The organism is Novosphingobium sp. fls2-241-R2A-195 (genome assembly GCF_030209485.1).
Lineage (GTDB): Bacteria > Pseudomonadota > Alphaproteobacteria > Sphingomonadales > Sphingomonadaceae > Novosphingobium > Novosphingobium resinovorum.
On the sequence record NZ_JARVRY010000015.1, the window covers coordinates 20,556 to 44,532 of the forward strand.

Sequence of the window (23,977 nt, forward strand, 5' to 3'; positions counted from 1 at the left end):
GGGGAACGGCTCCGATCAGGGATCCAGCGGATCGCGCGGGTCCACGCGCGCAGAAAGGGCGGATGGGCGAAATTCCAGCTCGGTCGGTGAGACGCGCGCACCGATGGTGCCGGGCTGATAGCCCAGTTCGCGGTTATTGCGCGCCGCGAATTCGGGGTTCTCGATCATCGCGCTCTGGTCCGGGTTGCAGACGATCAGCGTGTCTTTGTCCAGCGGGGTGCCCATGGCCATCAGCAGGCGCGAGGCATTGCGCAAGTTGGTGGTGGTGTGGCGCGCATGCGGCTCGATGACGATGGCCTCGGCGGGGACGCCGTAGCGCTCGATCAGGGCGCGGCGCATTTCCTCGGCTTCGGCGAAGGCGGTGGCGCGCGGGTGGGCATGGCCACCGGTGAGGATCAGGAACGGCGCGTCGCCTGCCGCGAAGCGCTGCGCGGCAAGGCGCACGTGGTACTTGCCGTAAGGGCTGAGCGGCATGCCCGCGACCTCAGGCCCGACGCCGGTGACGATCAGTGCGCTGTAGCGGTAGCGCTTCCAGTCGAGGCCCTTGGCACGCCTGAAGGCCGGGGTGTTGAGGCCGCCGGTGAGCGGCTCGTAACTGATGGCATCGCGGCGGTCGGCGGCATCGAGCAGCGCCAGCGCATAGTCCAGGCTGGGATCGAGCGCCTGCACCGAATTCGCACGCACCGTCTGCGACAGCCATGTCGCCGCCTGCAGGCGCGAGCGGGCCTCCTGCGGGTCGACCATGCCGGCACCGTCGATGCCGGGATAGGACGGAACCTGCCCCAGCCCATACGTGCGCACGATCGTGTTGATGCCCGCGATCTCGCGCCCGGCCTGCGCGGCAGGGCCGTCGTCTGCGGCCTTCCCCGAGGCAGCAGCGGCGAGCACTTGCGCCTCTCCGTCAGTCCAGACCATCGCCTGCGCCACGCAGCCGAGGTCGGTGCCGCAGGCCGCCCGCCGGTCGAACCGGGCGCGCAGCATCGCGGCTACTTCGGGGCGAGCCTGCAGCGCATTGAGCGCCGCAGGATCGCGGCCCAGCGCGTCGAACAACGGGAACAACCGCTGCGACAGGCTCTCCGTCACCGTGTCCCTGACGGCCTGCGCCCTAGCACCTTGTGCAGATGCGCAGACCGTCGTGAGCGAGAGTGCCGCAGCAACGGCAACCGCTGCCATGCGCGCCGGACCTTTCCGCATTACCCCGCCCTTACCAGGACTTGCCGATGACGAGGCGGAAGTTGCGGCCGAAGATCGGACGCCCGTAGATCGCCTCGGCGCTGCCTTGCCCTGCCAGCGAGTCGGTGCGGGTGTTGCCTTCGGTCAGGCCGTGGGCGTTGAACAGGTTGTCGCCGACGACCTGCAGCTGCCACGTGCCGTGCTTCACCGTCACGCCCGCGCCCACGGTGCCGTAAGCGGGCAGCGCGGTGTTGTTGTAGAGGTCGACGAAGCGCTTGCCCATGTAGGTGTAGCGGCCATAGATCGACACGTCGGTATCGCCGGTGGTGAAGTCGAAGCTGGGGCGGATGTTGCCGTAGACCTTCGGCTGGCGGACGATCTGGTTGCCCTCGGCCTGCTCCGGGTCGGCGCCGGTGCTGCTCTGGAAGTTCTTGTACTTGGGATCGCTGACCGTCAGCGCGCCGTTGAGGGTGAACCACGGGGTCACGCTCCAGGCGCCGTCGAACTCGACGCCCTTGACCTGCGCCTCGCCGATGAAGGGCACGTTCACGTCGTTGCGGCCGGTGGTCGGATCGTAGGCCAGGAACGAGGCGTTGAGCGGGTCGAAGTTGGTGTAGAAGCCCGTCACATAGAGGTACGAGCGGCCCATCGACAGCTTGAGGCCCGCCTCGAACTGGTCGGCGACGGTGGTGATGATCGTCGGGTTGATGCTCATCACGGTCTGGACGTTAGGCGGCGTCTCGAGGTGCGAGGCGCGGCCGTAGACGCCGATGTGGCTGGAGAAGTCGTAGTTCGCCCCGATCGTCCAGTTGGTGACGTTGGGCTTGAGCTTCTGGTTCAGGATCACGCCGGTGAAGGCGCGGGTGCTGTCGTCGGCCAGCGTGGTCATGTCGCCAAGGTTAGCGGCTTCGGTCAGCGCGGCCCAGCCCTTGTAGCTGTAGCGTTCGTGGCGGATGCCGCCGTCGATGCGCAGGCCAGGCACGATTTCCCAGGTGTCGTTGGCGTAGAGCGCGAACATCTTGGCGTCGCTGTCGCCCTGGTTGAGCGTGGCGGCGTAGTTCAGCACGCCGTTGTCGGTGACGCGGCCCAGTTCGGTGCCGGCGGCGTTGTACGCGACGAGGTCGAGGGTGCGCGGCTTGCCGGACACTTCGATCAGGTAGTTCTGGTAGAGCGTGCGGCTGTCCTCGCCATAGAGGCTGCCGTAGACGCCCAGCTTGATGTCGTGGGTGCCGAAGCCGGTGTCGAACTTGCGTGCGACCGAGAGGTTGGCCTGACCCGAATAGAACTTCGAGTGGATGTCGCGGTACTGGCCCTGCATGACGAGGCCCGACGCGGCATAGGGATCATAGACGGTGTTGGTCCCCGCCAGCGTGTAGCCGAAGTGGTCGATCGCACCGAAAGCCGTGGTGGCGCGGGCGAGGTAGCCTGCCGCGAAGGCGTTGCCGTCGGCCGGGTTGGTGGTCGAGTAAAATGCGGTGAAGTCGTTCTTGCCCTGCGTGTAACCGGCAGCGGCGGTCACAAGCCACCCGTCGAAGTCGCCTTCGTAATGCGCGCCGAAGTTCACCATCTGCATGTGGCGACCGTCCGAAAGATCGGAATTGCGGCTCTGCACCACGCCGTTGCCGTCACGGTACTTGAGGTTGACGTTGCGGAAGGCGGGCGAGTTCATCGTGCCGTCGAAGTAGTCGATGTACTGGTTCAGCGACGCGCCGGTCAGCGGATTGTTGGTCGGGATCGGCAGATAGAACGTGTTGTGATCGTTGACGTAGTTGAAGTTCAGCTTGATGAACCCGTTGTCGGTCACATGCTTGATGTTGGCGCGGATCTGGCCGCCCTTGTCATTGGGGAAGCCGTTGTCGCGGTAGCCGTCGTGGTAGCGCATGAAGCCACCGACCGCGTAGTAGGTGTCCTTTGCCAGCTTGCCCGCCTGATAGGCATCAAGGCGGTAGAGGCCGGTATCGCCCAGCGTCACTTGCGCCTTGCCGCGCGCTTCCTCGCCGCCGGTCACGGTAATCGCATTGATGATCGCGCCCGAGTAGCTGGCGTAGACCGGGGCCGGACCGCCGCGCACGACTTCGACGTGGTCGGTCATCAGGTCCTGCTTGAGGATGGCGTCGCCGCGGAAGAACACGCCGTCGTTCTCATGGAACAGCGGCAGGCCGTCCTGCTGGAAGCTCACGAAGCCGCCGTCGTTGGGGAGGCCGCGGATGCGGTAGATGTTCTGCACTTCGCCGCCGGTGATCTCGGTCTGGAAGCCGGGAAGCTGGCCGATCAGGTCCGCGAAGTTGACCGGGGCGATCTTCTCGAAATCTTCCTGCGAGATCGTGTTGACCGCATAGGACACGTCGAAGCGGCGCTCGGCGCGGGTCGAGCCGGTGACGATGATGTCATCGCCGGTCGATTCGTTCGAAGCGGTGGGCGCGCCAGCGGGCGCCTCGTCGGCGTAGGCGGGCGTGAAGGCGGTGGCGAGCGCGGCAAACGCCGCGCCAGTGGCGAGAACGGACTTGAGCATGACGGCCCCTCATGAATCTGGGTCGCCGGGGAGGCGGCGACGGGGGCGCTCTGGACGCGGTGTGTGACGTTTTTAATTATTGTTGTGAAAATAAATAAAACACCATACGGCGCCCGGCCATGGCCACTCCCGCATTCGACAAGGACCAGCGGCGCATCATTCATGAACTGCGCAAGGCGGGCGCGCTGTCGCGCTCGGCGCTGGCGGAGCGGCTGGAGATCAGCCACACCGCCCTCACCCGCATCTCGCGCGAACTGCTGACGCTCGGCCTCGTCGAGGAAGTGACGGAGGGCGGCGCACAGGGGCGCGGACGCCCGGCGATCCCGCTGCGGCTGGCGTCGACGGGCGGCTATGCGGTGGGTGCGACGGCGCACAAGGGCCTGCTCGACATCGCCATCGTCGACTTCGCGGGCCAGACCATCGCCACCCACCGCGAAGACAGCGATCCCATCGACCCTCGCCAGTTCGCGCAGCGCGTCCGCCGCGTGACGCACGACCTTGTCGACCGGCACGGCCTGCTCGGCCAGCGCATGCTCGGCATCGGCGTGGCGGTGCCCGGCCCGGCGCTCTCGCTGGAGGGCGAGCGGTGGAGCGTGGTCGAGGACATGCCCGGCTGGCGCGGCACGCCCTTGCGCGAGATCCTGAGCGCCGAACTGGGCTGGCCGCTCTGGCTGGAGAACGACGCCAACGTCGCCGCCATCGCCGAGTTCTACATGGGCGGCCTGCTGCGCGAATTCTCGACCGTGGTGGTGTTGCTGCTCGGCTACGGGATCGGCGCCGGGGTCATCGTCGATGGGCGGCTGGTGCGCGGCCAGTTCGGCGTGGCCGGGGAAGTCGGCTGCCTGTTTCCCGGCGACCGCCCGCGCCCGAGCCCGCTCGACCTGCTCTCCACCTTGCGCGCCAGCGGCTGCGACCTCACCTCGGTGAGCGAGATCGACCTTGCCTCCGAAGCCCAGCGCCCCGCGATAGAACAATGGATGGACCGCGCCGCGCGGCAGTTGGAGGTCGTCGCCGACACCGCCTTCGCCTGGCTCGATCCCGGCGCCATCGTGCTGGCGGGTGCGGTGCCCGGCGACGTGCTGGAGGGTCTTGCCTCGCGCCTGCGCGCGGCCTCGCTGGTAACGACGGTGGACGGGCGCGGCCCGCCCGTGCGCGTGTCCGGGCTGCGCGGGTCTCCGGTCACGCTGGGCGCGGCGCTGCTGCCGATCCACGCGATCTCCGCGCAGAGCTGAGCGGCAACGTTTTGTAAGAATAGGATCGTGGCGCAATTGCGGGGTTTTCGCTAATGCGAAGCCCTCGCATATGATCCCATCCCTGTCACCCAACCTCCTGCTCGTCCTGGCGATGCTGCTCAAGACCAAGAGCGTCAGCGGCACGGCGTTGATGCTCGGCATCAGCCAGCCGAGCGTGAGCCGTTCGCTGTCCAAGTTGCGCGGGGCGCTCAACGATCCGCTGCTGGTCCGCTCCGGCGCCGGGATGATCAGGACCCGGCGCGGCGACGAACTCGTCGGAAGGCTGGCAGACTGGGTAGCCGAAACGTCCAGCCTGCTGGTAGAGAAGCGCTTCGACCCGGCGCAAGTGAAGCGCCGCTTCCGTATCGCATCTACCGATTTCGGCGTACTCGCGGTCGTTCTGCCAGCCCTACCCCGGCTTCGCGAAATCGCGCCCGGCATCGCCATCGACGTGCTGCCGCTGGGTCATGCCACGCACCGTTCTCTGGCCCAGGGCGACATCGACCTTGCCATTTCCGGGCTGGAGCACGATCCCTCCCAGCTCCACCGCCTGCACCTGTTCAGCGACCATTTCCTTTGCGTGACCCGTCCCGACCATCCGCTGGCAGGCGAAGGCGAGGTGCCGATCAACGATTTCCTCGATCACGACCACCTCGGCCTGACCGTCAGCGATGCGGAGCTGGATCGGGTAACGACACTGCTGGGCACCGGATCGCGCAAGGTCGTCGCAAGCGTCCCCTACTTCAGCCTCGCGCCCGATCTTCTCGCAGCCGGAGACTTGGTCATGGCCGTGCCTTCGCGGCTGATGCGCAGTTGCCCGCGCGATCTCGCCACTAGACCGGCTCCCGCTGTAATCGGGGACCTGAACTACTGGCTGCTCTGGCACGAGCGCAGCCACCGCGACCCTGCCGCCGCATGGCTGCGCGACCGGCTGCTCGAGGCATGCCGCGAGGGCGAGGCAGCCCCGGCGGAATAATCGCTATCCGATATTGAGTGTTGGCCCGAGGAGTGCTCCCCGCCAATGGCACTAATGCAATAAATTCGCATTAGCATACATCTAGGGGGTATCGTGATCTACAAATCCAGGCTGCGCGGCAGCGCGGCGGCGCTGACGCTCGCCACCGCACTTTACACCGTTCCGGCGCTCGCTGCCGACGATGCGGAAGGCGCCACTGCCGCCTCCACCATCGTCGTTACCGCGACCAGCCGCGAGCAGGAAGTGAAGGACGCGCCCGCATCGATCAGCGTCATCACCCGCGAAGACCTGGAGCGCCTGCCCTACCGCGAAGTCACCGACGCGCTGATGGAAATCCCCGGCGTCACCGTGACCCCCGGCGAGGGCAACAGCCGCGACATCTCGATCCGCGGCATGTCGCCGCAATACACGCTGATCCTCGTCGACGGCAAACGCCTGAGCAGCCGCGAGACGCGCACCAACGGCGGCAACACCTCCGAAGGCGGCATGCTGCCTCCGCTGGAATCGATCGAGCGGATCGAGGTGGTGCGCGGCCCGATGTCCTCGCTCTACGGCTCTGACGCGATGGGCGGCGTCGTCAACGTCATCACCCGCCGCATCGCCACCAGCTGGCGCGGCAGCGTGCGTATGAACGGCACGATGCAGCTGGGCGACGACTACGGCAATTTCTACGACGCCAACTTCTACCTCTCCGGCCCGATCACCAAGGGCATCGGCCTGCAGGTTCAGGGATCGCTGAACCGCCGCAACGAGGACCATGTCGTCGGCGGCACCCCCGAGCGCAAGGACGAGAGCCTGGCCGGCAAGATCGGCTTCTCCGCCGGACCGGACCACGACTTCATCGTCGAGGGCGGCTTCTACAGCCAGAAGGTCACCGCAACCGCAGGCAAGACCGTGGAAGTGACCGCCACCGTCCCCGAAGGCACCCTCGATACGCAGACCCAGGAGCGCTATGTCGTCGCCCTGACGCACTCCGGCCGCTGGGGCTTCGCGAACTCGGAAAGCTACGTGCAGTACGAGGACGCCAAGAACCTCGAGACGACCAAGCGGATCAAGAACACCGTCGCGCAGTCGATCTGGTCGGTGCCGCTTCCCTCGAACATGCTCAGCATCGGCGGCTTCTTCCGCAACGAGGATCTCATCGACACGGTCGGCAACCTGTTGAACGGATCGACCCGCACCGGCGCCAGCCGCACCAACTGGGCGCTGTTCGCCGAGAACGAACTGTCGATCCTGGACACCCTGCGCCTGACCGGCGGCATCCGCATGGACAACGACGAGCAGTACGGTGTCCACTGGACGCCCCGCGCCTACCTGGTGTGAAACTCGACCGATCGCCTGACCCTCAAGGGCGGCTATTCCAAGGGCTTCCGCGCTCCGAACCTGCGCCAGACCCTGCCTGACTGGGGCCAGTCCAGCCGTGGCGGCACGATCTACGGCAACCCGGACCTCGAAGCCGAAACCTCACGCACGATCGAGGCGGTGGCGATGTACGAAGGCAAGGGCTTCCAGGCCAGCCTGACCGCCTACGACACGCGCTTCAACGACAAGATCACCCGCGTCACCTGCGAATCCGCAGGCGCATGGTGCATCGACGAGCCGCTCAGCTCGATCGGCCGCCCGCCGACGACATACGTGAACATCGACAAGGCGAAAGTGCGCGGCGTCGAGGCGACCATCGACCTTAACCTCACCCGCACGCTGCGTTTCAATGCGACCGGCACGCTCACGGATTCCGAGCAGCTGACCGGCACCAGCGCGGGCATGGCCCTGAACGACACACCCAAGCAGCAGGCGAGCGCGTCGCTCAACTGGAAGCCCGACAATCGCCTCTCGCTCTATGCCCGCGCCGTCTATCGCGGCGAGGAAGCGGTGACCGAGGCGCAGATCAGCGGCAACAACCTCGTGGTCGAATCCTACACCACGGTCGATCTGGGCGGGTCGTACAAGCTCTCGTACGGGTTTATCTTCAATGCCGGCGTGCAGAACCTGTTCGACAAGCGCCTGAACTACGACGAGGCCGGCTACATGATCGACCCGGCACGCATCTGGATGGGCGTGACTGCCCGGTTCTGAGCTTGTTCGCGTGGGTTGCGCCCGCCAGCGCATCCCACGCGGGCATCGGTTCAAGCCTCTCGTCATCGGCGCTCACTCCCGCTAGAGGAGACCGCCGAGCGAGGGGAGCACCACGAAGCATGAACGTCTACCGCCAGAACGCCCGCGTCCTGACCGCGAGCCTCGTGGGCACCGCCGTCGAGTTCTACGACTTCTACATCTATGCGACCGCCGCCGCGCTCGTCTTCGGGCCGCTGTTCTTCCCGGCCGAGTCCGCGACCGTCCAGCACCTTGCCGCTTATGCCAGCTTCGCCATCGCCTTCATCGCGCGGCCGGTGGGGGCGACGCTGTTCGGCCATTTCGGCGACCGCGTGGGACGCAAGTCCACGCTCGTCGCCTCGTTGCTGCTGATGGGCGGGGCGACGGTACTGATCGGCGTGCTGCCGACGTATGAAAGCGCGGGCTGGATCGCCCCTGCCCTGCTGTGCCTGATGCGCTTCTGCCAGGGCCTGGGCCTTGGCGGCGAGTGGGGCGGCGCGGCGCTGCTGGCGGTGGAGAGCGCGCCCAAGGGCTACGAAGCGCGCTTCGGCATGTTCCCGCAGCTGGGCGCGCCGGTCGGCTTCTTCGCGGCCAACGGGCTGTTCCTCGTGATCAGTTCGGTGCTGAGCGATGCGGAGTTCGCCGCCTGGGGCTGGCGCATCCCCTTTCTGCTGAGCGCGGTCCTCGTCGGCCTCGGCCTGTGGATCCGCTTCCGCCTTTCCGAAAGCCCGGTCTTCGCAAAGGAAGACGACCACCACCGCGCCATCCCCGTGGTCGAGCTGTTCCGCACCCACATGCGCGAGACAGTGGCGGGCACTTTCGCGGTGATCGCCTGCTTCGCGCTCTACTATCTCGCGACCACCTTCGCACTGGGCTACGGCACTGCGACGCTGGGCTTCGGCCGTCAGCAATTCCTTGGCGTACAGTTGTTCGCGATCCTGTTCATGGCGGTCGGTATCGTCGTTGCGGGCTATGCGGCCGACAGGCGCTCCTCGCGGTCGGTGCTGATGTTCGGGTGCTTCTGCGCGGTGCTGCTGGGCACGGTGATGGGCCTGATGTTCTCGACCGGATCGCTGTTCGTGATCGGTCTGTTCCTGTGCGTCGCGCTGTTCACCATGGGCCTCGTCTACGGCCCGATCGCCGAGCTGCTACCCCGGCTGTTCAAGGCGCGGGTGCGCTACACCGGAGCCTCGATCGCGTTCAACGTGGGCGGCATCGTCGGCGGCGGCTTCGCGCCCGCCGTGGCGCAGGGGCTGGCCGACAGCGGCGGCGTGCTGTTCGTGGGCCTCTACATTTCCGGCGCAGCGTTGCTGAGCCTGTTCGGGCTGATGGCGGTCCGGGCCGAGCGGGTTTGAGCCCACCTCGTCATTGCGAGCGAAGCGAAGCAATCCAGGGCGGTTTATGCTGCCCTGGATTGCTTCGCTTCGCTCGCAATGACGACCGTTCGGATTACAGCCGCGCCAGCATCTGCAGCGATGCGCTGAAGTAATCGCTGTCCAGCGCCACCGGTGGAGTGGATCCGATCAGCCGCGCCGCGATTGCCGCGCCGCCGCTGGAGAGCGCATAGTTCGCCTCCTCGCCGGTCACCACATCGACCCACGCCGGGATCGAGCGGTGCTGCGCGATCCGCGAGCGCCACCAGTCCGCCACCGGCTGCACCAGAGTGGAACGCCCCCCGACCGCAGCGTAAAGCGGAATACGGATCGCGTCGTAGCCGAAGCGCGGCGGCTTGCCGACCGCAGGGGCGACGGCATTATAACCGCTCACCGCCACCCAGTCGCTCGGCAGGGAATGCATGCCGAAGCGCGCCAGCGTCGTGATCGCCTCGGAGTCGCGGACCACACCGCCCCAGGTCGCAGCGCCGTCCACCTTGGCGAACTGGTCGAGCGCGGGCCACACGAAGTAGGAGGGGTTGAGCATGACTTGCGCCCCTTCCGCGAACCCGACGACGCCGGGCAGCAGCAGTTCGCGCCCGAAACGCGAGATCACGCAGTGCTCGCGGATCGCCTTGCGGACCTCGCGCGCGCGGTCGCTCCACTCGGAGCGCTTCCACCGCTGACCGGCAAGCGCCAGAGCCCAGGCGATGACGAGATCACCATCCGTCGCATTGTTGGGATCGGAGACGGGCACCGCCGCCGTGGGATCGTACTTCCACGAATGGAGCGCCATGTCCTCGCGCCCCAGGGTGTCCTGCGTCCACTTGGCGATGCGTTCGAAAGCCTCGCGGTCCCCGGCGCGCAGGGCCAGGATCATGCCGTAGCTCTGGCCCTCGGAGTGGCTGATGCGGCCGTTTCCGGTGTCCACCACGCGGCCCTCGGGCGCGACGAAGCGGTCGCGCCACTGGGTCCATAGCGGGTCGTTGACCTGCTGGGCCCGGCCCTGGCTGGGCGCGGTATTGCAGGCGGCAGTGAAGGCCATCAGCGCCCCCAGCGAAAACGTGCGACGATCGACCTTCGGCCGGAAAATGGAGTCAGCGGCCATGACGAAGCTCGAGCGTCTCCCCCTTCCATTCCGCAGTGGTGCGCAGCGCCGGTCCGCTGCCGAGGACGCGGAACCAGCTGTCGTAGGCCCCTTCCAGAACGCCGAGCAGCATGCGTGCCCAGTGGCCCGCACGGTCGGGCGAGATCTCGGTCGGCAGGTCGCGGTGGCGCACGATGATGGCCTCGCGGCCGACCGCCAGTTCGATCTCGCCCCAGTCCAGCGCCTGCCAGAACGCGTTGATCCGCGCGCAGAGCACCGATGCGTCGTTCACGCCGTCAAGCGGTTCCAGCGCGGCCATGCGGCGGCCGATGGCGAGGAAGAAGCCGTGCGCCTGTTCCTCGGGGATACCCTCGGACACTTCCGAGGCGGTGGCGATCGCCAGCAGCGCGAGGCCGCCGACGGCATTGTCCGAAGGCCCGCTGCGGGGCTGGGGAAAGGCCTGCATCTTCATTTACCAGTGCTCCCGAAGCTCTGCCGCACCCCGAGGATGGAGCGGAACTCGTCATAACTGCCGAACGTGTTGTACCCCAGTTCGCCGCCGATGCGGGTATTGGGCGTGATCTTGTAATAGAGCGACCCTTGCGCCGAAAGCGCGAAGCCGGTCTTGCTCAGGCTGTCGAAGTAGGAACGCACGTCCGAATTCTCGGCCTTGAGCGCGTTGAGTTCGGCCTGCGCGGTATCGTCAGTCGGGTAGATCGCCGTCTGGTCTTCCTTGTAGCTCTGGAAGCCCGGGGTAAACGAGGCGGCCACATCCCAGCGCGCGTCCTGCATGGTGTAGTTCACCGGGAAGCCGACCGAGATGAAGTTCTGCGGGCTGAAGTAGCCGCCGTTGCCGAACGTGAAATAGTTCTGGCTCTTGTCGTAGGCCTGATAGTTCACGTTGAGGCCCACGGTGACGCGTGAATTGCGGCCCTTGTAGGCTTCCAGATAGCCGCCGACGTTGGCCTCGATACCATCGTTGTTCGCCACGTTCTCGCCGCGCAGGCGGTAGTAGCGTGCCTCGGCATAGACGCCCGAGCCGTTCTCGTCGTAGCTCAAACCTAGGCCGCCCGCCGTGCGCATCACCTGCCCCCAGCGCTCGCCGGTGACGGGATCACGAGTGCCCGCGTAGGAGACGATGGAGTCGGTGACCGGCTTCTGCTCGACAAAGGCGGTGGCGCGCACGTTCTGGCCCAGCTTGGGAGTGACGGCGGCGCGGCCCGCGAACTTGGTCTTGCCCATGCCGATGGGCGTGGTGCCGCCCTCCAGCTGGACCCAGTCGTTCTCATAGCCCGCCGACAGCGCGACGCCCGAACCGTTCTGGGTATCCGCGTTGACGAGTGCGGACGGCTCCGCCGCAACGATGCCCTGCGCCTCCGGCGTGGCGTTGCGACCGAAACGCGCGAGGCCCGAGCCGGTCGGGCGGCCCGCGTCGATCACCACGGCCTCGGCCTTGGCGAAGACGCGGCCACCGGCGGCGCCGGTCGAGAACTTGGCCGAGCCCTTGATCTCGTCGAGCTTGGAGAGGCCCGTCTCGCCCGAGCGGCCGCGATAGCCGGTCTGGACGTCGACGCGCGGGCCGGTGTCCTGCGCCAGCTGGTCGATCTGCGACTGGATCTGCGTCATCACCGGATCGCCGGCGTAGGCGACCGGGACTTGCGGGCCGTCATAGCCCGGTGCGCTGGCCGGGGCGGCCCATGCCGCTGCCGGAGCGGTGCTGCCGCTGGGCGAGGCGTAGCGATCCGGGGCGGAGTAGCTTGCCTGCGGCGCCGCGTAGGCCTGCGGCGCTTGTGCTCCGGCGAACCCGCCGAAGCCGCTCTGCCCCGTTCCAAGCCCGACCGGCGCGGCGCCGAAAGCGCTTGCCTGCTGGGGTGCCGCGTAGCCGAACCCGCTCTGCGGGGCCTGCTGCGGATAAGCGGCCGGAAGGCGCGTGCCACTGCCGAGCGCGAACGGGTTCACCTGCTGCGGTGCGGCCTGCATCTGGTTCCGGAACGGGTTCGCGCCGCCTGCGGTGCTTATGCCCGCGAAGGGATTGCCGCCCATCGCCACGCCGCCGCTCTGGCGCGCGTAGAGGGCACGCGCGTCCTTGAGCAGCGCCACGGCAGCACGATCATTGCCGCGTGCGCGCTCGACGTTGGCAAGGCCCATGCGCACCTGATAGTCCTGCCCGTAGAGCCGCAGCACCTGCTTCTGGGCCTGTTCCGACAAGTCGCGGTCACCCGCGCCCTGTGCGGTGTCGGCAAGGCCGAGCAGCGCGTCCTTGTCGTTGGGCTTGCGCGCCAGCACCAGCTGGTAGGTCTGCGCCGCCTTCGCGGGCATCCCGCCGGTCTGGTAGAGCCGGGCGAGGCCGGACATGATCTCGGTATTGTCCGGCGCGGCGGCATAGGCCTGCTGGAGAATGTCGAAGCTCTCGGCATAGCGACCGCCCATGCGGGCCTCGTCGGCCTGCCCGACCATCATGCCTGCACTGATGCGAGCGTACGCCTTCTGCCCCTCGGCACTGGAGCCCGCCAGCTGCGAGGCGCGCTGGAGCGCCTGCTGGGCAAGGTCGCTGCGGCCGGTGCGGGTGAGGACGCCGATCAGGCCCTCGTAATCGGCGATGTTGTCGATGCGTCCCGTCGCGGCATTGGCGGCGACTTCGGCCGCACCCTGCGTATCACCGAGGTCGAACAGCGCGTTGGCGACGGCGGCCTGCTTGCCCGCGGGGATCGAGGCCATCGCGCCGAGCTGGCGCAGCCCGCCCACCGCCTGCGCGCCCTGCCCGCTGGCCGCCATGGCCTTGGCGCGGGCGATGGCGGCGTCGGTCTTCACGCTCAGCGCAAGGTTGCGCATCGGCGCGGTGCGCTGCGTTTCGGGGATCATGGTGATGAGGCGGTCGGCCTCGCTCGCCCGGCCGAGGTCGTTGTTGAGCAGCGCGGCGGCATAGAGCGAGTCGGCATTGCCGCTGGTCGCCAGTGAACGGATCAGCGATTCCGCTTCGGGCACGCGGCCGCGCTCGATCTGGAACTGGGCGAATTCGTAGCGAATCCACGGATCGCTGGGGTCGATGACGAGGCCCTGCTGGAATTCGCGCACGGCGCCGAAGTCGTCACCGCGCTCGGCAGCGGCGAGCGCACGGCCACGCGCGGCGCGCAATTGCAGGCGCTTGTCGTCGGCAGCGGTGCCGCCCTGCGCGGCCTGACGGTAGAGGTCGGCAGCGTCGGCATAGCGGCCCTGACGCTCGTAGATGTCGGCCAGCAGTTCGAGCGCCGGGCCGGGTTCCTTGTAGCCCGAGCGCGCCAGCTGTTCGGCGCGGCTCTGCGCTTCGGCGAGGCGGTTCTGGGCGATGAGGCCCTTGGTCTCGTCCACCCCGGCGAAGAAGCGCGCAGCGGACAGGCCCTCAGCCCACTGGCTGGCCTTGCCGTTGGCGGAGGCCTGTTCGAGCAGGCTGGCCGCTTCGGCGAACTGCCCTTCACGCAGCCGCACGAGGCCGAGACCGCCGAGCGCATCGGGATCGCGGCGGTTGACGCCAAGCGCGCGCTGGAACTGCGAGGCCGCCGAGCCGAGGTTGCCGTCGTTCAGCGCATCGAAGCCCGAGACACGTGCACGACCGGCGCGGTCGGCGGCCGAGACGGGAGCGGGCGTCGGGGTCGGCGCAGGCGTCGGCTTGGGCGCAGCGGCGCGCGCAGGAGCCGGGGCGGCCTTGGGCGCGGGTGCAGGCTTCGCCGCAGCGGGTTTGGCCACAGGTTTCGGCGCGGGCTTGGGAGCGGCCGGCTTGGGCGCCTGTGCTGGAGCCTTGAGCGCCGGGTTGTTCGGATCAAGCGCGCGGGCGCGCTTCAGCGCCTGCTGGGCGAGATCCTCGCGCCCCTTCGAGCGCCAGTACTGGGCCTGCTTCACCAGCGCCTCGACGCCCGCGCTCTGCGCCTCGGCCACTGCGGGCAGCGCCCCAAGAGTCAAAGGCGCGGTCGAGAGCAGCAGGGCGACACCGAACTTGGAGGTACGCGAAATCGTCATGCGTGATCGTCCTGGCGCGCGAGGCGCTTCTGGGCCTGTCGGCGGAAGAAGATGTAGGCAGGTCCGGCAAGGGCCAGCGCCAGCAGCAGCGTGAACACACCCAGCATCATCGGGCGTTGGCTGACGTAGTAGGCAAGCTTCATCCAGATCGGCAGCGAGCCGACCCAGTAGCGGTTCGAGAGCGCAAAGCTGGTCATGCCGTCACCGCGCGTGACGGCAAGGTCACCCTGGATCGCGGCGTTGATCTTCACGTCGGCCATGCCGTCCACCAGTGCGGGCAGCGCGGCGCCATCGTCCGACAGCAGCGCGACGACGGTGCGGTCCGAGGCGTAGGGCGACTGGAAGCTGACGATGCCGGAGAACCCTTGCGCGTTGTAGACCACCGGGGCGGCGGCCATCGGGTCGTTCTCCTGCGAACCGCCGAACAGCGCCGTCACGTACTGCAGCGGGGAGCGTTCGGACACGCGCAGGCGGCCGTTCTCGTAGCGCACCGGCGCATCGGCGAACATGTCCGCCTCGGCCAGAGCGGTGCCGCCGATGACCAGCACGTCCTGGCTGGCCAGCGCGTCACCGTCGATCGAGGAGGTCACCGTCACCGCCGTCACCGGAACGCCCGTCGAATCGCCGAAGCGGCCCATCAAGGTAAGGAACGCCTGCACCGAGGCCATCGACGGGTTCGGCGCGACGACCACGGTGGTCTGCGCCAGGTCGGGGCTGGCGGTGAAGGGGAAGCCGGCGCCCGCGAACGTCGCGAGGTCAGGCATCATGATCGCGTGATAGGCGCTGGTGAGGTCGATGGTGCTCTTCGGGTCGACCGAGACGCGCACGTTGTCCGGCAGGGTGCCGGTGCACTTCTTCTTGTCGGCGATGAGCAGGTTGTAGTCGTAAGTCAGCTCGTTCTGGCCGAACAGGTTGTAGCGCGGCAGCGTGACGGTGGCGTTGGAATCCGCGCTCTTGGCGCCGGCCGGGCCGAACAGCTGGCTCCACCAGGCGGCGCCGAGCGGCAGCGTCTTGAGGTACTGGCCGTTGATCGAGACGTCGAGGCGCGAGGCACGCTTGTCCAGCCACTGCGCAACCGGATAGCGGTAGCCGAGGTTCAGCTTGCCGCCTTCGCGCGGCCAGAAGAACAGGTCGGGCGCGACGCGGAAGCGGGTGGTCAGCGGGCCGGGCGGGATGCCCATACCCTGCAGCGCGTAAGGCTCCATGATCGAGCCGAGTTCGACCGGCTTGTCGGTGGTCAGCCAGCGCACCGCGCCGTAACGCGGCCATGCCGGGATGCGCACGCCGTCGAAGCTCATGCGCTGGCCGCCGAACACGCCGCGACCGAGCGCGACGGCAGCGGCGGCGAGGCGCAGGTCCTCGTCGTTGCGGCCCATGATGACCAGCAGCGTGCCGTTGGGATCGTTGGGGTTGCGTAACGCGGCGGCGACGGGGCCACCTGCGGGCGCGATGTCGAGGCCGGGGATGCCCTGCGTGCCCTTGAGGAACACGATGGCATTGCCGCGCGGGATCGAGCCGACGACCGGCTGGAAGCTGAAGCCGCGATAGCTGGCGAGCGAGCCGAGCCAGCTGGCGGTCGCAGCGGCGGCCTGCAGTTCACCGGCGCGCGGCTGCGTGGCGAAGACGAAGGGCATGCGCAGCGGCACGTTCTGGCCCTTGTCGAAGAACGGCAGCGGCAGGCGCGACAGGTCCGGGCCGAAGGTCAGCGGCTGGTAGCTGAAATCGAACCACGAACGGGTGTTCGAGATGTTCGCCCACAGCGAGGAATGGAACGGGTCCTCGCAGTCGCGCGCATAGTGGCCGATCAGGCGCAGGTTGAGCTGGTTGTCACCCGGCAGCAGCAGCGCAGGGTTTACCGGGACCTCCAGCACCTGCCCGGCGGCATTGGCGCGGGTCAGCGGCACCGTCTGCGCGACTTCGCCGTTGACGATGACCACCAGCTGGCTGAGGTCGTCGAGCATCGAGGGCGACCAGGCCATCTGCAGGCGCAGCACGGCGCCGGTGGCGATGCGGTCCTGGCGCATGCCGAAGGGGATGCCCATTTCGCCCTGCGTCCCGCGCAGGCGGATCGGCTGGGAGACGCGCAGGTCCTTGAGGGTCAGGCGCTCGCTCATGCCGCCGGTGTTGGTGGCGGCAGCCGGAGTGGCGGCGGAAGCCGCCGTCTCGGGCGCCTTGGCCGTCGGCTGGGCGTGGACTTCGGAAGTGCCGAACAGCAGCCCGGCAGCCCCCAGGGCGACGGCACCGGCCAGCATCGCCGCCTTGGCGAGCGGCAGGCCCTTATTCTTGGGGTCGTTCTTCTCGGCTTCCTTCGCCGCCTTGGCCATCGCTGCGCGCTTGGCGCCGTTGGCGGCCTTCATCTGGCGGCGTTCGGCGAAATTCAGACGCAGCATGCGCTTCAACGTTACCATATCCACCCTGAGAATGTCGCCGAACGAACGGGCCGTGCCGACCATGGCCGGCGGTCCCCACGGCTGCCACGCATCGGCGCGGCCCATCACCGCGCGCACCAGATGGCGGCCGGCGAGAATGTCGAGCTTTTCGAAGCGCACGTAGGAATTGCGCTGGTTCGTACGCATCGTCGTGACCGGGATCGAGAGCACCTCGTCGCCCATGGCCATGGTGATGTGGCTGACGGTGCGATCCTTGGTCGGCAGCTCTTCCGGCAGACACAGCGCCGCGCCGCCCATCGAGATGTCGATGGTTTCGGCCGGAACCGTGTGACCCGAGGCGAGGTAGGCGGTGACCGGCAACTGCACCGGGATGCGGATGTCCACGCGCTCCTGCCGGGTCTCGCGCGCCACCGAGACGGCAGCGAGCAAGATCGCGAGGGAGAACAGCGCCCAGGCCACGTTCAGCACCAGCGTATCGGTCTGGATGTTGAACATGTACGGGAAGAACGCCCATTTCACGACAGCCATGGTGATCCCCAGGATCACGAAGCCGATGCAGATGAGGTGCGGCTTGACGATCGCCCAGTCGAAGTACGTCTGGTCGAGCAGCGAGCCCTTGTCGGTCACGTTGAACTTGCCCTTGCGCGGCTGGAACCAGGTCATGACCGTGGGCTTGACGAGATGGAAGGCCAGGATCGTCTCGTAGACTTCGCCCCAGTACGGACGGCGCCAGCCGCCCTGCGTCTTCTCGTTGGCAACCGACGAGCAGAACAGGTGCGGCAGCGCATAGGCGAAGATCAGCCCGGCGGACGCCTGGATGATGTTCTGGCCGAAGATCAGGTAGGCAAGCGGGCTGGTCAGGAACACGATGCGCGGTACCGGATACTGGAAGTGCATCATCGCGTTGAGGTAGCAGAGGCGCTGCTGCCAGGTGAGGCCGCGGCCGAGCAGCGGATTGTCGATGCGCAGTATCTGCGTCATGCCGCGCGCCCAGCGGATGCGCTGGCCGACGTGGAGGACGAGGCGCTCGGTGGCGAGACCGGCCGAGAGACGCGCCGAGATGTACGCGGTGTTCCAGCCGGTGCGCTGCAGCTTGAGCGCGGTGTGCGCGTCCTCGGTCACGGTCTCGCCCGCGAAACCGTTGGTCTCCATCAGCGCCTCGCGGCGGATGATCGCGCACGAACCGCAGAAGAAGGTGGCGTTCCACAAGTCGTTGCCGCCCTGCACCGGGCCGTAGAAGAGGTCGCCCTCGCCCGGCATGTCGCCCATCGTCTGCGCGAGGTTGCGCTGGACCGGATCGGGCGAATACATGTGGTGCGGGGTCTGGATCAGCGCCAGGCGCGGGTCCTGCTGGAACCAGCCCACGGTCAGCTGCAGGAAGGCGCGAGTGGGGACGTGGTCGCAGTCGAAGATCGCGATCAGTTCGCCGTCGGTCTTCTTCATCGCCGCGTTCAGGTTGCCCGCCTTGGCGTGCAGGTTGTTGTCGCGGGTGATGTAGCCGCAGCCCGCTTCCTTGGCGAAGGCGCGGAATTCGGGACGCTTGCCGTCGTCGAGGATGAAGACGCGGTAGCGGTCGACCGGATAGTCGAGGTCCATTGCCGCGAAGACCGTATTGCGCACGATCTCCAGGCTCTCGTTATAGGTCGGGATGTAGATGTCGACGGTCGGCCAGGTGTCGGGCTCGCCCTCGGGTTCGATAACCGGGCGGTCGAGCGGCCAGGTAGTCTGCAGGAAGCCCAGCAGCAGGATGACCCAGGCATACAGCTCGGCGAGGTAGAGCACGCCGCCAAACAGGAATTCGAGCGGGGTGTTGAACGCGATCGTCTGCGTCGTGCGCCAGAACAGGTAGCGGGTCGAGACCAGCACCGCCAGGATGCCGAGCGCGACCGCGCCCATGCGGCCCTTGATCCGGCGCATCACCAGAGCGCCCGCCATCGTGACACCGGCGCAGACCCACTGGGCAGTGCCGTCCAGCGGCACGCCGATAACGACTGCGGCGATCCCGATGATCACGGCGACGGAGGCATAGCGGGCGAGCCGGTTGTCCAGCACGCGGGCGGCCAGTTTCTCGATCATGCGGCGCGGCTCGGAGATGACGAGGAATGGGACGAAGCGGCGGGATTGGAACCACGCGCCACCCACGGGCGCCCGGGAGTCTCGAGCGCCGGAACCAGCGCAGTGCCGATCATCTTCACGTCGGCCAGCGCCGCGCTGGAGGGCGCATACTTGCCGAGCGGCTGGAGCATCGCGATCGCCTCGGGCACCGATTCGTCGAGGCGGACGCGGCCGAGCAGGCGCGCGCCCACCAGTTCGCGGATGAACGCCGAAGAGTGGCGCGAAAGGCGGCGCGTCTCGTCCAGAGCGTTGATCACGAAGCTGGTCGAAGCGATGTTCTCGGGGCTCGCCTCGTCCAGCACCTGCGGCATCAGCGCGAGGGTATCGGGCGCGGCGTTGATCACGCAAACGTTGGCGCTGGCGTGCGGCACGACGCGGCGCGCGAAAGCGAACTCGCTGGCGGGCACGTCGATGACCATCACCTTGTCCTGCCCGGTTTCGAGGAAGCCGAGGTCGCGCAGGGCGGGGACAAAGTCGTTGTCCTCGGGCGCGGTGGTCAGGCTGCGCAGGTCGATACCTGCGGCGAGCACGGCATCCTCTGCCGGCGCGAACAGCGAGGGCAACGACATCGCGGGCTGGAGGCCGAAGTGCAGCGGCATGGTGTCACGCTGGGTGGTCGTCAGCACGGTGACGTCGGCGCCCGCCTCGGACAGCGCCATCGCGATATGCGCGGCGATGAAGGTGGTTCCAGCACCGCCCTTGAGGCCGTGGGTTACGATGACGGGCATCAGATCTTCCCCTGCGAGCCGAGATCGGACAAGTGGCGGAGCATGGCGCGTACGTCCTGCTGCTGCGCACCCCCGCGCCGATCGGCGGGGATGCTCGCGGCGGGGCCGTTGCCATAGCGGCTGAACAGGGAACTCAGACTTTCGCCGGAATAAGTCTCGACCACTTCGGCGGGAGCGGGTTCGGGCTTTGCCGCCACCGTCGCCTCGGACTGATCGATCGCCTGCAGGCGCGGATCGCGCAGCAGTGCTTCGAGGATCGGCCACAGTTCCAGTTCGCTGAAACGATCTTCGAATTCCTTGTAGGCGAAGTCGTTCTTGCCAAGCCGGTCGAGCAGATTTCTGGCATCGATGCGCATAAGAACCCCTGTATGAACACGTAAATTCTGCACAAAGAATGGTTAAGAAACCGTATGTCGCAGCTAACGGATCATCGATTCCCCCGGCTCTAAGGCGGGGAAAGGTGCCATTCCGGCAACAGTGTTGCGCAAAACAGGCGAGAGAGGGGTTCAGGTGGTGCAATCCTTTGCAGATTAACCATGTCTTATAACCGCTGAATTGCCCGCGCCAACACATGATTCGGGGAAAATACGCATTGCTCTGGAGGGCACTGCCGCAAGGATTTCAGGGTTATAGCAGCAGCGTCACGGCCGGACGATTGCTCCGGTTAACTATCCCGGAAGGACCACTCGACGATGCCGGAGCCAAGTCCCGCGACCGAAGCCCCGGCGCCCGCGATCATGGGCGTCGATGCCCTGCCCGTTCCCGATTCGCCTGATGGCGACCGGCGCTTCGCCCGCGAACGGGTCGAAATGCTTGCCCGTTTCCGCCGCGACCTTGCCAGCCATACCATCGTCCTCAAGGACCTGACCCCGCTCGGCGCGCGAATCGAGAGCGTCGGGCCACTGGAGATGGACGAGGTGATCACCCTCACCCTGCCCGAATGCCGGCCGATGATCGCCTTCGTCGCCTGGGCCAACGGCAATGGCGCAGGGCTGGAATTCGTCCACCCACTGCCGGACGATCTTTTCGCTGAACTAGTCTCGCAATACGGTCTCACCAGCGAAGACCCCGCGCGGGCCTGATCAGCTGACCGCCGGCTCCAGCAGCCGCAGGGTTCCCGCATCGGCGTCGATCTCGGCCATGGCGCCTTCGGGCACGCTGATCTGGCCGCCGACGTGACCGATCATCAGCCCCTGGAACGCGGGCACGCCGAGCGACGCGAATCGCTGGTCGAGCACCTCATATACGGTGAAGTTGGAGAACCCGCCGTCAGGGTTCTCGCAATGGGTGCATTGTCCGAAGACCACGCCCGCCAGCCGCTCCAGCAGCCCGGCCAGCGCGAGTTGGGTGAGCATCCGGTCGATGCGATATTCTGCCTCGTTGGTCTCTTCCAGAAACAGGATCGCGCCGTCGAAGTCGGGCAGGTAGGGCGTCCCCACCAGAGCGCTGAGTACCGCGAGATTGCCGCCGATCAGCCTCCCCCGCGCCTTGCCGCCCCGGAAGGTCCTCACTGCCGGTCCCCGTCCGCCGAGGTTCGGCCCGGCGTAGCTTGGCACCGCATAAGTCGGCATCGCCCCCTCGAAAGCCAACTGGCGGAACGACTCCCACGACGCGGGCGACCACGAAGTCGCGGCGGTGGGGCCATGGATCGAGACCACTCCGGCCCGCGCCAGAGCGAGGCACAGCGCGGTATTGTCGCTGAAACCGGTGAACAGCTTGGGGCTCTTGCGGATCGCCGCGAAGTCCAGCAGCGGCAGCAGCCGCGCCGAGCCCCAACCGCCCCGCACCGCCATGATCGCGCGCACACCCTCGTCCGCGAACATCACCTTGAGATCGCCCGCGCGCGCCGCGTCGGAGCCCGCCAGATAGCCCTCGCGCGCGGTCAGGTGCGGGGCGAAGCGCGGCTCCAGCCCCATGGCCCGGACAGTCGCGCCGATCTCGTCGAGGCCGAAGCGGTCGGCCACGAACCCTGCCGGAGCGACCAGCCCGAGCACGTCGCCGTTGCGCAGGCACGGCGGGCGCACCATATCCCTGGCCTGAGCAGGGGGAGCCGCCAGCGCCCGTAATGCAGGAAGAGCGAGAGCCCCGCCTCCGATTCCCATGAGGGCTGCGCGCCGCGTGAAGGCCGATCCGTTCATCATGCCCGCAGCCTAGTTCCTGTACGAATGCGTGCAACAGTGCGCACACATATCCGTTCTCGACGCGCGCCCCGCGTCATGCCTAAGATGAGCCAATGACTGAAAAAGAAGACAAAGACCTCACCGAACGCCGTTTCTACAAGGCCGAGCAGGAAGCCGGTTTCGCTGAGCAGCAGGCCGACACCATCCAGACCGGCCACCCCGCATATCGGCTGGCCTTCCGCGACACCGACTTCCTTTTGCGCGACGAACTGCGCCCGGTGCGCTTCCAGCTCGAACTGCTCAAGCCCGAGATGCTGCTTGAGGAAGCCAACATCGGCTCGACGCTGGTGATGTACGGCTCCGCCCGCATCCCCTCGCCTGACAAGGCCGATGCGGTGCGCGCCGCTGCCGTCACCGACGAGCAGAAGAAGGTCGCCGACCGCCTTGCCGACAAGGCCAAGTATTACGAGGAAGCCCGCAAGCTCGCCCGCCTCGCCAGCCAGTGCGCCATCGTCGAGAAGGGCATGCGCCAGTTCGTGGTCTGCTCGGGCGGCGGTCCGTCGATCATGGAAGCGGCCAACCGCGGCGCCGCGGAAGTCGGCGCGGAATCGCTGGGCCTCAACATCGTCCTGCCGCACGAGCAGGCGCCCAACCGCTACGTGACGCCGCGCCTCTCGTTCCAGTTCCACTACTTCGCGCTGCGCAAGATGCACTTCCTGCTGCGCGCCCGCGCGGTGGCCGTGTTCCCCGGCGGTTTCGGCACTTTCGACGAATTCTTCGAACTGCTGACGCTGATCCAGACCGGCAAGATGAAGCCGATCCCGATCCTGCTCTACGGCCGCGAGTTCTGGGAACGGGTCGTCAACTTCGAGGCGCTGGCCGAGGAGGGCGTCATCAACGCCAAGGATCTCTCGCTGTTCCGCTGGTGCGAGACCGCCGAGGAAGGCTGGGGCCACGTCCAGCAGTTCTACGATCTCGACTGCGGATGATGGTCGTTCGAAAAATCCGAACACAATAAGCGAACTTATCCGAGTGCCTTGAACGGGCGATTCGGTGCATCTGCGTGTTCACACCGAGCCCCCCGCAGGACACCCGCCATGAGCCAGATCATCGAACCCCTGAACGACCGCGCCCGTGCTTTCGCGGACTATGCCCAGCCCGTGATCGTGGCGCTCAGCACCGCCGGTCTTACCGGCGGTGCGATGGCGGCGGTTGGCCTGCTGGCGGATACCGCGCTGCGCCGTCGTTCGCGGCTGAATTGAAGAAGAAGAGCCCACCCCCGCCCCCTCCGCGCAAGCGGGAGGGGAGAAGGAGATGCCATCGCCCTCCCGCTTGCGGGAGGGCCGGAAGGCTTGAGAGCGCAGCGAACTAGCCGGACGGGGTGGGCCTTGCCCCCCCAAGCCAAGATCACCGAACCGCGTGGTGCCCCATCGGCCCATGCCCTTCGCCGAAGCCCGGCGCCGCCAGCAGCGCCGCGCGCACGAAGTCCCGTGCATCCTCGATCGCCTCGACCAGCGGAGCGCCCTGCCCCAGGAACGTCGCGATGGCGCTCGACAGGGTGCAGCCGGTGCCGTGGGTATGGCGGGTATCGACACGCGATGCCGTCCAGACCACCGGCTTTTGGCCCGGCAGGACCAGCCGATCCTCCACCACCTCGCCCGGCGCGTCGCCGCCCTTGGCAATATAGGCGATGCCCTTGGCCGCCAGAGCCGCGTCCCCGCCCAGCGCGGCGAGTTCGTCGAAGTTGGGCGTGGTGAGGCAGGCTAGGCCCATGAGCCGCTCGAACGCCGCGATCGTCGCCGCATCCGCCAGCACCGAACCGGCGGTCGAGACCATGACCGGATCGAAGATCACCGGCACGCCCAGCCCGTCCAGCCGATCGGCGACGACACCGGCGATCTCGGCGCTGCCAAGCATGCCGATCTTCACCGCATCGACGCCGATATCACTGACGCAGGCATCGATCTGCGCGGCGACCATCTGCGCCGACAGAGTCGTAACATCGGTGACGCCCTTGGTGTTCTGCGCGGTGATCGCGGTGATCGCGGTCATGGCATAACCGCCGAGCAGGGTGATCGTCTTGATGTCGGCCTGGATGCCGGCACCGCCGGAACTGTCCGACCCGGCGATGGAAAGAATGCGAGGAGCCTGGTTCATGACCGCGCTCCTTACCCGCTCAACGCA

At 67.4% G+C, this 23,977-nt stretch carries 16 protein-coding genes and 1 pseudogene; 7 read left to right on the forward strand and 10 right to left on the reverse strand.

The window, feature by feature from the left end; genetic code table 11:
* Nucleotides 1-15: 15 nt before the first annotated feature.
* Both QRN25_RS12540 and QRN25_RS12545 read right to left on the reverse strand, forming a co-directional pair.
* Entirely contained in the window at nt 16-1,173 is a 1,158-nt protein-coding gene (locus QRN25_RS12540) for a YdcF family protein (protein WP_285019777.1), read from the reverse strand.
* 31 nt (nt 1,174-1,204) lie between these two features.
* Nucleotides 1,205-3,685 carry a TonB-dependent receptor gene (locus QRN25_RS12545; protein ID WP_271182500.1) on the reverse strand — a complete coding sequence of 827 codons (2,481 nt, stop codon included), beginning with the start codon at nt 3,683-3,685 and terminating at the stop codon, nt 1,205-1,207.
* A 119-nt stretch (nt 3,686-3,804) separates the two neighbouring features.
* On the opposite strand from QRN25_RS12545, the gene QRN25_RS12550 reads away from it, so the two are divergent.
* From QRN25_RS12550 to QRN25_RS12565, 4 genes and pseudogenes are all read left to right on the forward strand, one after another.
* Nucleotides 3,805-4,917, forward strand: a complete 1,113-nt coding sequence (locus tag QRN25_RS12550) for an ROK family transcriptional regulator (RefSeq protein ID WP_271182501.1) — start codon at nt 3,805-3,807, stop codon at nt 4,915-4,917.
* A 70-nt stretch (nt 4,918-4,987) separates the two neighbouring features.
* Complete coding sequence (locus QRN25_RS12555; RefSeq protein ID WP_271182502.1) at nt 4,988-5,893, forward strand: LysR family transcriptional regulator; 906 nt, start codon at nt 4,988-4,990, stop codon at nt 5,891-5,893.
* A gap of 243 nt (nt 5,894-6,136) precedes the next feature.
* Nucleotides 6,137-7,969: pseudogene (locus tag QRN25_RS12560) on the forward strand (TonB-dependent receptor domain-containing protein).
* A gap of 119 nt (nt 7,970-8,088) precedes the next feature.
* The gene (locus QRN25_RS12565) at nt 8,089-9,342 is read left to right on the forward strand and encodes an MFS transporter (protein WP_271182504.1); all 1,254 of its coding nucleotides are present in this window, start codon (nt 8,089-8,091) and stop codon (nt 9,340-9,342) included.
* Nucleotides 9,343-9,436: 94 nt separating this feature from the next.
* Here the strand turns inward: QRN25_RS12565 and QRN25_RS12570 are convergent, their stop codons facing one another.
* The 6 genes from QRN25_RS12570 to QRN25_RS12595 are packed head-to-tail and all read right to left on the reverse strand — an operon-like array spanning nt 9,437 to nt 20,029.
* Complete coding sequence (locus QRN25_RS12570; RefSeq protein ID WP_271182505.1) at nt 9,437-10,468, reverse strand: family 8 glycosyl hydrolase; 1,032 nt, start codon at nt 10,466-10,468, stop codon at nt 9,437-9,439.
* Nucleotides 10,458-10,919: a cellulose biosynthesis protein BcsD gene (bcsD, locus tag QRN25_RS12575; protein ID WP_271182506.1), complete on the reverse strand. Its 462-nt coding sequence runs from the start codon at nt 10,917-10,919 to the stop codon at nt 10,458-10,460. The genes QRN25_RS12570 and bcsD overlap by 11 nt, the downstream gene beginning before the upstream one ends.
* Nucleotides 10,916-14,440 carry a cellulose biosynthesis protein BcsC gene (locus tag QRN25_RS12580; protein WP_271182507.1) on the reverse strand — a complete coding sequence of 1,175 codons (3,525 nt, stop codon included), beginning with the start codon at nt 14,438-14,440 and terminating at the stop codon, nt 10,916-10,918. The genes bcsD and QRN25_RS12580 overlap by 4 nt, the downstream gene beginning before the upstream one ends.
* Nucleotides 14,437-18,906, reverse strand: coding sequence for a UDP-forming cellulose synthase catalytic subunit (gene bcsA, locus QRN25_RS12585; protein WP_271182508.1), 4,470 nt, complete (start codon nt 18,904-18,906; stop codon nt 14,437-14,439). The genes QRN25_RS12580 and bcsA overlap by 4 nt, the downstream gene beginning before the upstream one ends.
* Nucleotides 18,903-19,673 carry a cellulose synthase operon protein YhjQ/BcsQ gene (locus tag QRN25_RS12590; protein WP_271182509.1) on the reverse strand — a complete coding sequence of 257 codons (771 nt, stop codon included), beginning with the start codon at nt 19,671-19,673 and terminating at the stop codon, nt 18,903-18,905. The genes bcsA and QRN25_RS12590 overlap by 4 nt, the downstream gene beginning before the upstream one ends.
* Entirely contained in the window at nt 19,673-20,029 is a 357-nt protein-coding gene (locus tag QRN25_RS12595) for a hypothetical protein (protein WP_008831194.1), read from the reverse strand. The genes QRN25_RS12590 and QRN25_RS12595 overlap by 1 nt, the downstream gene beginning before the upstream one ends.
* A 336-nt stretch (nt 20,030-20,365) precedes the next feature.
* Here QRN25_RS12595 and QRN25_RS12600 point away from each other — a divergent pair, with 336 nt between their 5' ends.
* The gene (locus tag QRN25_RS12600) at nt 20,366-20,755 is read left to right on the forward strand and encodes a hypothetical protein (RefSeq protein WP_271182510.1); all 390 of its coding nucleotides are present in this window, start codon (nt 20,366-20,368) and stop codon (nt 20,753-20,755) included.
* Here QRN25_RS12600 and QRN25_RS12605 read toward each other — a convergent pair whose 3' ends face one another.
* Nucleotides 20,756-21,814 carry a S66 peptidase family protein gene (locus tag QRN25_RS12605; protein WP_271182511.1) on the reverse strand — a complete coding sequence of 353 codons (1,059 nt, stop codon included), beginning with the start codon at nt 21,812-21,814 and terminating at the stop codon, nt 20,756-20,758. It abuts the gene before it with no gap.
* A 92-nt stretch (nt 21,815-21,906) separates the two neighbouring features.
* Here QRN25_RS12605 and QRN25_RS12610 point away from each other — a divergent pair, with 92 nt between their 5' ends.
* Both QRN25_RS12610 and QRN25_RS12615 read left to right on the forward strand, forming a co-directional pair.
* Nucleotides 21,907-22,782, forward strand: a complete 876-nt coding sequence (locus QRN25_RS12610; RefSeq protein ID WP_271182512.1) for an LOG family protein — start codon at nt 21,907-21,909, stop codon at nt 22,780-22,782.
* A 108-nt stretch (nt 22,783-22,890) separates the two neighbouring features.
* Nucleotides 22,891-23,055: a hypothetical protein gene (locus QRN25_RS12615; RefSeq protein ID WP_155986253.1), complete on the forward strand. Its 165-nt coding sequence runs from the start codon at nt 22,891-22,893 to the stop codon at nt 23,053-23,055.
* 145 nt (nt 23,056-23,200) lie between these two features.
* On the opposite strand, the gene thiD is transcribed toward QRN25_RS12615, so the two are convergent.
* On the reverse strand, nt 23,201-23,950 hold the full coding sequence (thiD, locus tag QRN25_RS12620; protein ID WP_271182513.1) for a bifunctional hydroxymethylpyrimidine kinase/phosphomethylpyrimidine kinase: 750 nt from the start codon (nt 23,948-23,950) through the stop codon (nt 23,201-23,203).
* Nucleotides 23,951-23,977: the final 27 nt, after the last annotated feature.

What these genes read in the sequence shown, in the direction of transcription:
- QRN25_RS12605 (WP_271182511.1), bottom strand. Translation starts at nt 21,814, where the DNA reads ATGATGAACGGATCGGCCTTCACGCGGCGCGCAGCCCTCATGGGAATC.
- QRN25_RS12570 (WP_271182505.1), bottom strand. Translation starts at nt 10,468, where the DNA reads ATGGCCGCTGACTCCATTTTCCGGCCGAAGGTCGATCGTCGCACGTTT.
- QRN25_RS12555 (WP_271182502.1), top strand. Translation starts at nt 4,988, where the DNA reads ATGATCCCATCCCTGTCACCCAACCTCCTGCTCGTCCTGGCGATGCTG.
- QRN25_RS12545 (WP_271182500.1), bottom strand. Translation starts at nt 3,685, where the DNA reads ATGCTCAAGTCCGTTCTCGCCACTGGCGCGGCGTTTGCCGCGCTCGCC.
- QRN25_RS12610 (WP_271182512.1), top strand. Translation starts at nt 21,907, where the DNA reads ATGACTGAAAAAGAAGACAAAGACCTCACCGAACGCCGTTTCTACAAG.
- bcsD (WP_271182506.1), bottom strand. Translation starts at nt 10,919, where the DNA reads ATGAAGATGCAGGCCTTTCCCCAGCCCCGCAGCGGGCCTTCGGACAAT.
- QRN25_RS12565 (WP_271182504.1), top strand. Translation starts at nt 8,089, where the DNA reads ATGAACGTCTACCGCCAGAACGCCCGCGTCCTGACCGCGAGCCTCGTG.
- QRN25_RS12595 (WP_008831194.1), bottom strand. Translation starts at nt 20,029, where the DNA reads ATGCGCATCGATGCCAGAAATCTGCTCGACCGGCTTGGCAAGAACGAC.
- thiD (WP_271182513.1), bottom strand. Translation starts at nt 23,950, where the DNA reads ATGAACCAGGCTCCTCGCATTCTTTCCATCGCCGGGTCGGACAGTTCC.
- QRN25_RS12550 (WP_271182501.1), top strand. Translation starts at nt 3,805, where the DNA reads ATGGCCACTCCCGCATTCGACAAGGACCAGCGGCGCATCATTCATGAA.
- QRN25_RS12540 (WP_285019777.1), bottom strand. Translation starts at nt 1,173, where the DNA reads ATGGCAGCGGTTGCCGTTGCTGCGGCACTCTCGCTCACGACGGTCTGC.
- QRN25_RS12600 (WP_271182510.1), top strand. Translation starts at nt 20,366, where the DNA reads ATGCCGGAGCCAAGTCCCGCGACCGAAGCCCCGGCGCCCGCGATCATG.
- QRN25_RS12580 (WP_271182507.1), bottom strand. Translation starts at nt 14,440, where the DNA reads ATGACGATTTCGCGTACCTCCAAGTTCGGTGTCGCCCTGCTGCTCTCG.
- bcsA (WP_271182508.1), bottom strand. Translation starts at nt 18,906, where the DNA reads ATGATCGAGAAACTGGCCGCCCGCGTGCTGGACAACCGGCTCGCCCGC.
- QRN25_RS12615 (WP_155986253.1), top strand. Translation starts at nt 22,891, where the DNA reads ATGAGCCAGATCATCGAACCCCTGAACGACCGCGCCCGTGCTTTCGCG.
- QRN25_RS12590 (WP_271182509.1), bottom strand. Translation starts at nt 19,673, where the DNA reads ATGCCCGTCATCGTAACCCACGGCCTCAAGGGCGGTGCTGGAACCACC.